The organism is Acidobacteriota bacterium (assembly GCA_040754075.1).
In the GTDB taxonomy this organism is placed as follows: Bacteria; Acidobacteriota; Blastocatellia; order UBA7656; family UBA7656; genus JBFMDH01.
In genome coordinates this window covers 1-11,481 of record JBFMDH010000061.1, presented here as the reverse complement: position 1 = coordinate 11,481, position 11,481 = coordinate 1, and the positions used below count along the sequence as shown (strand labels likewise).

General features: G+C 50.3%; 11 protein-coding genes. 9 read left to right on the top strand and 2 right to left on the bottom strand.

Annotation, left to right across the window (positions count from 1 at the left end):
* Nucleotides 1-177: 177 nt before the first annotated feature.
* A complete protein-coding gene (locus tag AB1757_31020; protein ID MEW6131502.1) occupies nucleotides 178-903 on the bottom strand; it encodes a DUF2270 domain-containing protein in 726 nt (241 codons plus the stop codon).
* Nucleotides 900-1,331, bottom strand: a complete 432-nt coding sequence (locus tag AB1757_31015; GenBank protein ID MEW6131501.1) for a hypothetical protein — start codon at nucleotides 1,329-1,331, stop codon at nucleotides 900-902. Before AB1757_31015 ends, AB1757_31020 begins: the two co-directional genes overlap by 4 nt.
* On the opposite strand from AB1757_31015, the gene AB1757_31010 reads away from it, so the two are divergent.
* The 9 genes from AB1757_31010 to AB1757_30970 all read left to right on the top strand — a co-directional run bounded on the left by AB1757_31010 (nucleotide 1,285) and on the right by AB1757_30970 (nucleotide 10,891).
* Entirely contained in the window at nucleotides 1,285-2,727 is a 1,443-nt protein-coding gene (locus tag AB1757_31010) for a M20/M25/M40 family metallo-hydrolase (protein ID MEW6131500.1), read from the top strand. The two genes, AB1757_31015 and AB1757_31010, sit on opposite strands and share 47 nt — an antisense overlap.
* A 79-nt stretch (nucleotides 2,728-2,806) precedes the next feature.
* Nucleotides 2,807-3,676 carry a dienelactone hydrolase family protein gene (locus tag AB1757_31005; GenBank protein ID MEW6131499.1) on the top strand — a complete coding sequence of 290 codons (870 nt, stop codon included), beginning with the start codon at nucleotides 2,807-2,809 and terminating at the stop codon, nucleotides 3,674-3,676.
* 88 nt (nucleotides 3,677-3,764) lie between these two features.
* Nucleotides 3,765-4,436: a CD225/dispanin family protein gene (locus tag AB1757_31000; GenBank protein ID MEW6131498.1), complete on the top strand. Its 672-nt coding sequence runs from the start codon at nucleotides 3,765-3,767 to the stop codon at nucleotides 4,434-4,436.
* A gap of 287 nt (nucleotides 4,437-4,723) precedes the next feature.
* Nucleotides 4,724-6,073 (top strand): DUF4388 domain-containing protein, encoded by a 1,350-nt coding sequence (locus AB1757_30995; GenBank protein ID MEW6131497.1) that lies wholly within the window; start codon nucleotides 4,724-4,726, stop codon nucleotides 6,071-6,073.
* Nucleotides 6,074-6,166: 93 nt separating this feature from the next.
* The gene (locus tag AB1757_30990) at nucleotides 6,167-7,843 is read left to right on the top strand and encodes a GMC family oxidoreductase (GenBank protein MEW6131496.1); all 1,677 of its coding nucleotides are present in this window, start codon (nucleotides 6,167-6,169) and stop codon (nucleotides 7,841-7,843) included.
* A gap of 42 nt (nucleotides 7,844-7,885) precedes the next feature.
* Nucleotides 7,886-8,134, top strand: coding sequence for an AbrB/MazE/SpoVT family DNA-binding domain-containing protein (locus AB1757_30985; protein MEW6131495.1), 249 nt, complete (start codon nucleotides 7,886-7,888; stop codon nucleotides 8,132-8,134).
* Nucleotides 8,127-8,510 carry a type II toxin-antitoxin system VapC family toxin gene (locus AB1757_30980; protein MEW6131494.1) on the top strand — a complete coding sequence of 128 codons (384 nt, stop codon included), beginning with the start codon at nucleotides 8,127-8,129 and terminating at the stop codon, nucleotides 8,508-8,510. Before AB1757_30985 ends, AB1757_30980 begins: the two co-directional genes overlap by 8 nt.
* A 15-nt stretch (nucleotides 8,511-8,525) precedes the next feature.
* Complete coding sequence (locus AB1757_30975) at nucleotides 8,526-10,184, top strand: glycosyltransferase family 39 protein (protein ID MEW6131493.1); 1,659 nt, start codon at nucleotides 8,526-8,528, stop codon at nucleotides 10,182-10,184.
* Between the two features lie 38 nt (nucleotides 10,185-10,222).
* On the top strand, nucleotides 10,223-10,891 hold the full coding sequence (locus AB1757_30970) for a Uma2 family endonuclease (GenBank protein MEW6131492.1): 669 nt from the start codon (nucleotides 10,223-10,225) through the stop codon (nucleotides 10,889-10,891).
* Nucleotides 10,892-11,481: the final 590 nt, after the last annotated feature.

Here is an 11,481-nt window from a genome sequence, read left to right as displayed (position 1 = left end):
GGTCGAACAAGCGTTGGTGAAATTTGCCAATGCCCCGAAGGAGATATTGGCATTGTTCGGCTTTGCCGCCTAAGCGTTTAGCCGTACACTCTTATTTCTCAGGAAAACATTTTCTTTAAAGCTATAGCTTTGGCAAATCAGGTAAGGTGTTACCCAGAAGCAACAAAAATTTCAAGGTTAAACGTGAACTTCGCCGTAAGCGAGTTCGCCCGCCGATTCGCGGTGGCGCACCATGATGTAAATCAGCCAACCGTAAAAAATCACGATTGCCGCAACCACCAGCCAGCCCGGCACCACGCCAATCGCCGCATTGAAAAAAATCTCTCCGGTCGAATGCACAAAATCGCCGGTGAAGTTTTTCGACTGCAAAACTTTCGTCGTGGTTTTCAGTAACCACGCCAGCAGCAAGACCAGAAACAGCCAGATGTAATTGCGACGAAGCCGCCTTGCCATCGCCTGACTGTGGGTAATCGAAAACCGCGGCAAACGCAAATCTTCACTGAGTTGGGCCATCCAGTGCGTCGGGTCGATGTGGTCACGCGGCGAAAAAATGCGCGCGTAATAATTGCGTTCTATCAAACGCACGCGGCTGCGATAGACGTGAAAAAAACGGTAGCGGCGGGATTCGATGCTGAGCAGTAAAAAAATCAGCACCATCGCAAACAACAATACGCCGTGATGCGTGTCGGGCGATGAAAGCGAAACCGAGAGCATGGCGCCAACGCCGGTGATTGCCCAGTTGGTGGTTCTGTCGAGTCGGTCACGCCAACTCACCATGCGCGCCAGTTCGCCGCGATAGTAATGTGAAAGGGCGTTGACGAATTCTGTGGAGACTTTCGGAAAAATCGGTTGTTCCTGATAGGTGTGGGTGTCCGGTCTGATGGTTAAATCGCTTTCAATCATAACGCCTCCTCATCAAGGTGATGAGTGAAAAATACAAATGTCTGATGATGAAAAACAGCGGCGAATTTCTGTTTTGCTGACAAGGGCAATGTATCACCTTCGGGAAAAATTGTCACTAATTGCCACTGTCTCATTTTACTTTGAGGCAAATAAGGGAATGGCAAAAGGCAGGGTTTTAATGACTCGGCTGATGGAGGCGCATATGGAAATTGCAGGTCACCCATTTTTAATGGACATTCCCAGCGAATACGGCAGAGGCGGATGGATATTTTTTCATCGTTGGCTTTCCGTTCATTATTGTCTGAAGGTTTACCTGCACATTTAACGACTTCTGCGCTGCAACATTGCTCTTCTCTTTTGGCATGCTTATGATTAGCGGCTATGAAAATTTCCCAAACCCTTTCATCAATCATCGCTCTGATCATCACCTTTACTTTTCCCTTAAACAGTTTCGCGCAACAAGCACAACCCTACACTTACGCGCCGAAACTCACCGAAGAACTCAATCAACTGAAACTTGCGGCGATGACCAGCGATTACGCTTATCGTCAAACGGCTTATCTCTGCAATAACATCGGCGCAAGACTGAGCGGTTCGCCGCAAGCCGCGCGCGCTGTTGAATATGTCGCAGATGAAATGCGCAAACAGGGCTTTGCCGTACAACTGGAAAAATGCAAAGTGCCGCATTGGGTGCGCGGCGCAGAGACCGGCGAATTGATTGAATTCAACGGGCAAGCGCCCAGTACCACGCAAAAAATTGTTTTGACGGCGCTCGGCGGTAGCGTCGCCACACCCGCCGAAGGACTGACTGCCGAAGTCATCGTGGTTGATGATTACGCGGCTTTGAATGCGCTGGGGCGCGACAAGGTCGCGGGCAAAATCGTCTTGTTCAATGCCAAATTCGATATGCGCATGGCGATGCAGGGCGAAGGCGGTTCGGCTTACGGTCAAGCCGTCGCTTATCGCGGTGGCGGGGCAAGCGCCGCTGCGCGACTCGGCGCAGTCGCCGCGCTCAATCGCTCGGCGGGCGGCGGTATTCGTTTGCCGCATACGGGCGGCGTGCGTTACGACGATAACCTCGCGAAAATTCCTGCGGCGGCGGTCACTGCGGAAGATGCCGAACTCATGGCTTATCTGGTCAAACAAGGCAAAGTTCGTATGCGCCTGACGCTCACGCCGCAAACCTTCCCGGATGTCGAAAGCTATAACGTGATTGCCGATTTGAAAGGCAGCGAACACCCCGAACAGGTGGTCATTGTTTCCGGGCATCTCGATTCGTGGGATTTGGGAACCGGCGCGCATGATGACGCGGTGGGCGTAGCGGCGGCGATGGCAACCGCCTATTTGATTAAACAACTCGGACTCAAACCCCGACGCACGATTCGCGTCATTGCGTGGATGAGCGAAGAGCCGGGACTCCAGGGCGCATCAGCTTATGCAACGACTCACCAAGCCGACGTTGCCAATCATATTGCGGCAATTGAAATCGACCTCGGCGCAGGTCATCCGCTCGGCATTCTCGGACACGCAAGCAACCGTGCGATGGCGATGCTGCAACCGCTCTCCGGTATTTTACAAAGCATTGGCGCACCGATTGTCCGGCAAACCCCAGGGTCGCCGAGTTCGGATATCACCATGCTCGATTTTTTGGGAGTGCCGACCTTTGCGCCGTTTCAAGATAGCCGGTTCTATTTCAATTATCATCACACGCCAGCCGATACCCTCGACAAAGTGAATCCCCAGGAACTCGCGGAAAACACCGCGGTGATGGCGGTCTTGGCTTATGCCATCGCCAGTTTGCCGGAAGTCTTGCCGCGTCAGTAGCCAAAGTTTTCGCGCTTTGCTAATCTGCTTTGGGTTTTAGTTGGGGGCTTGAATCACTAAATCGGTCAGGAGAAAAATTATGAATGAAGAAGCCATCAAACAGGAATTAATGAGTTTGCAAACGCCGTTCACGCGGCGGCAATTCGTGAGGACGACGCTTGCCACAGGCTTTGCCTTCGCCGTGCAACCCATCGCCGCGCAAACTCAAATCGTCACGGACGCGACTGGACTGGTCGCGGGCGAAGTGAAAATCCCCGTGAAAGACGGCGAAATTCCCGCCTATCGCGCCATGCCTGAAAAAGGCAAATCCTTTCCGGTGGCTTTAGTGGTGCAGGAAATTTTCGGCGTCCACGAACATATCAAAGATATTTGCCGCCGGTTTGCCAAACTCGGCTATCTGGCAATCGCGCCTGAGTTGTACGCCAGGCAAGGCGACGTGTCGAATATTGCGATGGACAAAGTTATGGAAATCGTCAGAAAAGTTCCCGACTCGCAGGTGATGTCAGACCTTGATGCGACGGTGGCTTATGCGAAAAGCACGGGCAAAGGTAAAACCGACCATCTCGGCATCACAGGTTTTTGCTGGGGCGGGCGCATCGTCTGGTTGTATGCGGCGCATAATCCCAAAGTCAAAGCCGGTGTAGCGTGGTACGGGCGACTGGTCGGGCAACCGACCGATTTGACGCCCAAACATCCGATTGATGTTGCCGCCTCGCTCAAAGTGCCGGTGCTTGGTCTTTATGGTGGCAGCGACCAGGGCATTCCCAATGACACGGTTGAAAAAATGCGCGCCGCATTGAAGGCAGCCAATAGTAAATCGGAAATCGTTCTCTACCCGGATACGCCGCATGGATTTCATGCAGATTATCGTCAAAGCTACCGCAAAGAACAGGCTGGGGACGGTTGGCGACGTTTGCAGGAATGGTTCAAAAAACATGGCGCAGCATGATTATTAGCAGGGGAGAAAGGGAGAAAGGGAATTTCTATTTTCTCTTGCTCCCCTGTTCCCTGCTCCCTCTCTCAGAAAAGGAGCGAATATGTTCTGTCCAAGATGCGGAACCCAAAATGAAGCCGGTGAAGTCAATTGTTTACGATGCGGAACCGAGTTGCCGCAACCGCGCCCGGTTGGCACTTCGGAAACCAACCGCGAAACCTCGCAACCGCCGGGCAATCAACCGGTGAGCGCCGTTCCGCCGTCAAATGAGCCGGTTGCGCCAGGCATACCGCCAACAGATGAACCGTTAAATTATCCGCCGCCGCCCGGTCAAAATTTTCCGCCCCCACCGCCTTCGGGTTACGGCGCACAACCGCCTTATGGCGCTGGACAAGGCGGCTATGGCGGCGGGCAAGGCTACGGCGGCGGTTACGGCAATCAAGGTTATGGCTCACAACCGCCGCCCTATGGTGGACCGGGCTATCGCATCGGCAACACGCCAAGTTACGGAGCGCCGGGTTATGGCGGCGCGCCGGTCGGCGATGTGCCGAATTATTTAATCTGGTCAATTTTGACAACCCTGCTTTGTTGTATACCTGCGGGGGTGGTCGCCATCGTCTATTCCTCACAGGTCAACAGTAAATTGCAAGTCGGCGATTATGCAGGCGCGGTTGATGCGTCGAACAAAGCCAAGATGTGGTGTTTGATCAGCGTAGGCGTCAGCGTCGCCATATTTGTCATCTTTTTCCTGTTGTCTTTGCTCGGCAATATGTGAAATTCCGCCAAGCTTGCTTGTGTTATCTTGCTCAACTTTATTGAAGGATTGCCGCTTGTGCGAAGCAATCCTTTAATTTTTCCGATGAACCTACGGCATTCCCTACCCCGACGACCATCCAAAAATTAAGTATTGAAAAACCCGATGCCCTGCAAAATAATGGCGAGGTAATCTGACCTTTGTCAGTACGAACAATACAGACAAGCGCGTTTGGCAATCCCCAAGGGGCAGGTATTGCCGGACGGCTTCAACGAACGAACGTTAAAAAGAGACTTCAGGGCTAAGGTATGATTCTTCATACTGAATCGACTTATCAAAATACCAGTGTCGCGGATGATTACCGCAATGCGACCCGTTTTCCGAGCAATCATCTGGAAATGAACGGCGACCTCGCGGATTTTTCGCTGACCGATGTTTTGCAAATCCTCTCGATTTCCAAAAAATCCGGCACCCTGTTTATCGATTCCGATGACACCATTTATTGCATTCTGCTTGAAGAAGGCAAAATCACTCACGCTTCCATCCGACCGGGCGAAACCTTCGCCGACCGCTTGCTCAGAGAAAACAAAATCAGTGCCCGCATTTTAAATGAATTGAAAAGCGTCGGCGTGCAGGATGACGGCATCTGGACGCTGCAAACCCTGCTTATCGAAAGCGGCATTCTCGGCAGAAAAGAATTATTTACTATGGCGCGGCGGCATTTAACCGATGTCATCAGTTTTCTGCTTTCACTTGAACGCGGCAAATTCGGATTTGATTTATCGGTCAAAACCTTGCTCGACCCGTTCAATGAAATCGCTTTGCCGCATGGCGTCGATGTCGGTGAACTGCTGCTCGCTTCAGCAAAAGAACGCGATGAAGCCGACTGGTATAACGAGTCGAGCGTAGAGAGCATTGACGATGAAGGCGAACGCTTCACCCTGCCAGCCAAAGAAGTCACCAGCAATTGGGTTGAAACTTTTGATTTCGGCGTCACCGCTCATGAAACCGTAGCGGAGTACGATGCAGGCGTTGAGGGCGAAGCCGTCACTTCTGAAACAGCGAAGTTGACTCTGGATGAATCGGCGGCAACCGAAGCCGATGAAGATGTGCTCGATGAACCAAAACCATCACTGGTGATGTCATTGCTTGCCGAAATGCGCAACTGTTCATTTGCCGCCGAAGTCAGTCTCTTGATTATGCGCTACCTGAGCGAAGTTGCGCCGCGCAGCATTCTGTTCGTGGTCAGGGAAACCGAAATTCAAGGCTTCGGACAATTTGGTATTGAAAGTTTGATTGCCGATAAAACGCCGGATGAAGCGGTGCGTTCGATTCGCATCGCGATTGGCAGCGATAGCCTCTTCGACCATGTGTTGCAAACCGGCGAACCGTTCATCGGCACGATTCCACATCATCCGCAACACGAATACCTTTTCGATATTATTGGCGGCAATGATTATGTTTTGAATGCCTTTGTTCTGCCCATCTATCGCAACAATCGACCGGCATTTCTGGTCTACGGCGATAATTACCCAAGCCTCACCGAACTCACAGGCGTGGACGAACTGATGGCGCTTACGACACAAGCCAGCATCGTTTTAGAAAAGATGGAACTCGAAAATAAATTAACCACCGCGCGCCTTGCCAGCGTCGCCTGAGCTTGATGAATTCCCCTTTGCAACGTTGACGCTCGCGTTGCCTTTCACCTACTCTAATCACTGTCAAATCCAATCAAAGAAAGGCACACGGCAATGTATATTCAGGCAAGAAGGAATGTCTATGACGTGGTCATTGTCGGTTCGGGCGCAGCCGGCGGCGTGGCGGCAAAAGTTCTGGTTGAAGGCGGCTTGCGCGTCGCCATGCTCGAAGCCGGACCGCTTCGCGACCAATGGAACGATTTCGCTTATCACGACCCGTTTCCTTATGAACTCCCGAATCGCGGCGCAGGACAGCGACCCAAAACCGCTCTCTTCAGAGAAAAATACTGGTTCGTGAAAAACCCGGATGAACCCTACACCACGCCGAAAGATTTGCCTTATGACTGGAACCGCACGCGCAATGTCGGCGGACGCACGATGTTCTGGGGCAGATTCGTCAATCGCTTCAATGCCGTCGATTTCAGAGGCTATTCGACCGATGGACACGGCAAAGACTGGCCCATCGCTTACAAAGACCTCGAACCTTACTATGACAAAGCCGAACTCTTTATGGGCGTATGTGGCACACGCGAAAATCACCCGGACTTGCCTGACAGTAAATACCTATTGCCGCCCGTGGCTTTGAAATGCGCCGACCATCTCATCAAGCGCGCCTGCGCGAAACTCAATATCCGCGCCATTCCGGTGCGTCGCGCAATGCTCACGAAAGCCTATAATGGTTATGCGAAATGCCATTTCTGCGCCGCCTGTGATAACGGTTGCGAAACCCATTCGTTTTTTAATTCAACCTATCGCATCGTCGTGCCGCTCATGAAAAAATATCCGCGCACTTTTAAACTCATCACCAACGCGATGGCGCGGTCAATCAATGTCGATAAAAAAGGGCGGGCAAGCGGCGTCACTTACATTGATAAAACCACAGGACAACCGGCAGAGATTCAGGCGCGTGTGGTGGTCGCCGCCTGCGGAACTTTGGAAACCACACGGTTGATGTTGCTTTCGACCTCTTCGCTTTTTCCGAATGGCATAGCCAATTCCAGCGGTCAACTTGGCAAAAATTTCATGGAACATCTGGATGCGCGGGCGCAGGCATATTTGCCGGATTTAAGTTTTTCGCCGAACTACGCGGGTGATGGGCTGGGCGGTTCGCACATTCTGATTCCGTGGTTCGGATACGAACGCCCGGAAAACGAATTCGATTTCGTGCGCGGCTTTCACATCGAACCCTCTGCGCGACTTGGGCAAAGCCCCGACAAAAGCCCCAAAGGGTTTGCGGGCTTTGGTTCATCGTTCAAAAAAGAGGTGCGGCGCTGGTACGGCACGCGGGTTCGTCTGGCTTGTCACGGCGAGATGTTGCCGTCGCCGAATAAATACGTTGAACTCGATAAAGAGGTAGTTGATAAATGGGGAATGCCGGTGCTGAAGATTCATCATCCGCTTGAAGACAACGACCGCAAAATGTTCAAACGCATCCAGCAAACTTACCAGGAAATTTTCACTGCGGCGAAAGCTGTGGAGATTAATGTGTTTAAAGACCCGGAAAAACCTGGCGCTTCAATTCATGAAGTGGGCACCGCGCACATGGGCGCAGATGCGCGCGACTCTGTGCTGAACAAATTCAATCAGGCGTGGGATGTGAAAAATTTATTCGTCGTCGATGGCGCAGCCTTCACTTCCGGTTCGCATAAAAACCCGACGGCGACGATTATGGCGCTGGCGTGGCGCGCATCGGAATATCTGCTTGGCGAGTTACGCCGCGGCAAGCTTTAAGTTTTTTGGCACGATTTTAAATCGTGGCATATAATGCGAATTATGGAACAGATTACCGCAAAGCTCACAGAAGGTGGACGACTGGTTATTCCGTCGGGAATTCGCAAAGAGATGAATCTGGCTATCGGTGATGAAGTGGTGATGATTCGTCGCGGCAATGAACTGGTTATTTTGAGCCGAAAAGAGGCGGTGCGCAAAGCGCAAGCGTTAGTGCGAAAAAAAGTCAAACCGGGTCGTTCACTGGTCAACGAATTATTATCCGAGCGCAAAGAGGAATCGGCGCGTGAGTAAACCTTATGTTCTTGATGCTTCGGCAATACTCGCGGTTTTGAATGATGAAAAAGGCGGCGATATGGTTGAAGCGTTGCTTGCCGAATCAGCAGTGAGTGTCGTCAATCTCGCAGAGGTTTACACTAAATTGATTGACGGAGGATTGGACGAACAGGACGCCAAAGAAAGCATCGCCTTGCTTGGGTTGCAAGTCAGAGACTTTGATGAAGAACAGGCGTTACTCAGCGCCGCGTTGCGTCCCGCCACCAAACGACTGGGGCTATCGTTTGGCGACCGTTGCTGTCTGGGGCTGGCAATAAAAATCAAAGCCACCGCCGTCACCGCCGAAAAAAGTTGGTCTAAATTGAATGTGTGTCGCACAAAAATTATCCGGTGAATTGAGAACTCCCCCTTGTTGACATCAAATAAACAGCGTTTTTGGTCAAGCCATCGAACCGTTCGCTTCAGTCTTCCCGCGCTCATCTGTGGGCTTTTTCTCATCGTTATTACATTCGCCGCAAACCGGCATCCTTATGGAACCTACACCACCGAAACCGATTTTTATCAATTCTACGCGCCTGATGCTGAACGATTGTTGAATGGGCAGTTTCCCGAAAACACTTACAACGGTCCGGGCTATCCGCTCATGCTTGCCGTGCTGACGAAACTGACCGGCGAGGTGTTTCTGTCGGGAAAAATTATTTCGGTGGTGAGCGCGACACTGGTTGTCTTATTCACATTTTTACTCTTTGAAAAATCATTCGGTTTTTGGATTGGCATTGGCGCAGAACTTCTGGTCGCGGTCGGCACTGCTTTCCCAGCATTTGCGATTACCACGACGACCGATATTTTTTTCCTGATGCTATGTCTTGCGACCATGTGGGTATTTTTGCTTGAACGCCTTGCTGGGCGCTGGCGAATCATTTTAACGGCAGCGATTGCGAGTTTTGCTTACGTAACCCGTTACAACGGACTGTTTTTGCTGGCGACGGTTTTGGCAGGCGTCACACTATTTAATATTTTTAATAACAGTTGGCGCGAGCGCTTGAAAAATACTGCGATGTTTATTGGTATTTTTTTAGTGGTCGCGGCTCCGTGGCTCTATGCCAATTACCGCCATCACGGCTCGCCATTTTACAACACCAACTATTTGAACATCGCCACCGAATTTTACCCTGAACTTGCCAACAACAGTGTTTATCAGGAAGGCACACGCGGACTCAGTGAAAAATTTCATTCATTCGGTGAAGTGTTAGGTTACGACCCCAGGCGCGTGCTGACGCATTATCCCGAAAATTTATATGAAGCGATGAGCAAAAGCATCAATGCCGACCTGGTGCATCATTGGCTGGGCTGGGCTGCGATTTTAGGCTTCGTCATTGCTTTAATCGAGCGGCGCTCGAAAACCGTGTTGCTGATTGTGCTTTCGGGGGTGCTCTATTTTCTGGTGGTTGCCTTCACTCACTGGGAAGCGCGTTATTACTTTTATGTGATGGTGTTGTACGCAGGGTTTGCGGCATACGGGGTGATTCGCCCGTTTGAACTTTTAAGAGAGAATCGTTTGTTGGGCAAACTTTTTGCTCAACCGGCAGAGGCAGCGGTTATCGAGGAGCGCGGTCAAAGACCGCTTCTCAACGGCGTGATGGTTTTGGTGTCACTCATTTTATTCTGCTTTATCTGGTACAACGCCTTTACGGTTTCTAAAAAAACGCTGACCGCATTTCTTGCAAGCCATCCGACGGAAATCCCTGCGGCAAGCGGGTTCATTAAAAGTGAAGGTGTCGCGCATCCGCGCATCCTGGCGCGCAAACCGCATCTCGCCTTTTTCACACGCGGCGAATGGATATTCTTTCCGACCGTGAAATCGCTCGATGAATTAAAAACCTGGTTGAGCGAAAATCAAATTGACTATCTGGCATTCGGCATTCGCGAAGCGCAAGCCCGCCCCGAATTAAAATTCCTGCAAGATAAATCACAAGCCCCTGCCTGGCTCGTTCCGGTGTGGATGGATGAAGCGCGCAAATTCGTTTTGTATAAACCTCAAATTAATGACGTTTCTTTTGAGAAGTGATAGCATTTCGGATAAGCATTAACCATCGGAGAAAAGCTATGATTGTGGAAACGGCTAACTATTATGAAGTAATCGAAAAATTACCTACGAACGGCGTTTTAACGCTCTACGACATTCCTTGGGAAACCTATCAGGATTTGCTTGAAGCAATCGGTGAAAATCGCGGCATACGCACGGCATATAACCAAGGAGTCTTGCAGATTATGACGGTGTCATCGGAACACGAAAGCTATGCGGAATTTATGAAGCGGCTGGTGGATAGAGTAAGTTTCTACCTGCGAATTAAAATTCTTTTCTTCGGTTCGATGACCATGAAGAAAGCGAAAAAGCGAAAAGGGCTGGAACCGGATGCCTGTTTTTATGTTGAACGCGCCAATCTCATCGGCAATAAAATTCATCTCGATTTCAGCACAGACCCGACGCCCGACATTGCCGTTGAAATAGATATTCACCACGAATCGCTATCGAAACTGCCGATTTATGCGGCTTTGGAAATTCCTGAAGTCTGGGTTTATGATGAACAAGCGTTGACGATTTATCACCGACAAGGCGATGCGTATGTCGAAGCGGAATCGAGCCTCGCTTTACCGATTTTAACCGGCAAAATCCTCACCGATTTTCTGTCGCGCAGCAAAACGGCTGATCAATACGAAGCGCTTCTTGAATTTGAAAACTGGCTACAATCTCAAAAGGCAACTAACCGGTAACCAATCCCAACCTGCAATGACCTTTGAAAAAGTTCAAGATGCTTTTGCATTCTGAAACATCGGATTCTTTTTCAAAAAACGTTTTGTAAGCACTAAACCAGAACCGCGCCAACGGTATACCAGCGTTTCGATAAAAGGTGGACAGCAATGGGGAATGTGGTTATCACTATTCCAAGATTCCCCGCTTAATATAAGAGAGCAATTTTTTATGACGATGCTTTCTTTACCTTCATAATACTTATGGAAAATTTGTCTGGGCTTCCCTGAACGAAACTCAAATACAAAATAATCATTGTCACCGTGACCGCTACCGGAACCCTTTGACCTGACCAAGACGACGGCTTCTTCGTTCCCGTCATTATTGAAATCAACATATCGCAACAAGGCAAGTTTACTTGTCCAATATATACCGCCGCTTTTTTCTTCGTAGCGACCGTTTTTTAATTTGATTTGGTTGCCGCTTTCTAAGAGCGTGTTTAGAAATTAGAGGAGAGGTAGTAGAAATGGGTAAACTGTCATTGCTATGAACAGACAACCCTATCCCTCTGACCTCTCCGATGAGCAGTGGAACCTGCTCGAACCTATGTTAC

Coding starts and splice junctions, on each gene's coding strand:
- AB1757_30985 (MEW6131495.1), top strand. CDS start 7,886: ATGGAACAGATTACCGCAAAGCTCACAGAAGGTGGACGACTGGTTATT.
- AB1757_31020 (MEW6131502.1), bottom strand. CDS start 903: ATGATTGAAAGCGATTTAACCATCAGACCGGACACCCACACCTATCAG.
- AB1757_30970 (MEW6131492.1), top strand. CDS start 10,223: ATGATTGTGGAAACGGCTAACTATTATGAAGTAATCGAAAAATTACCT.
- AB1757_30995 (MEW6131497.1), top strand. CDS start 4,724: ATGATTCTTCATACTGAATCGACTTATCAAAATACCAGTGTCGCGGAT.
- AB1757_31010 (MEW6131500.1), top strand. CDS start 1,285: ATGAAAATTTCCCAAACCCTTTCATCAATCATCGCTCTGATCATCACC.
- AB1757_31000 (MEW6131498.1), top strand. CDS start 3,765: ATGTTCTGTCCAAGATGCGGAACCCAAAATGAAGCCGGTGAAGTCAAT.
- AB1757_31005 (MEW6131499.1), top strand. CDS start 2,807: ATGAATGAAGAAGCCATCAAACAGGAATTAATGAGTTTGCAAACGCCG.
- AB1757_30990 (MEW6131496.1), top strand. CDS start 6,167: ATGTATATTCAGGCAAGAAGGAATGTCTATGACGTGGTCATTGTCGGT.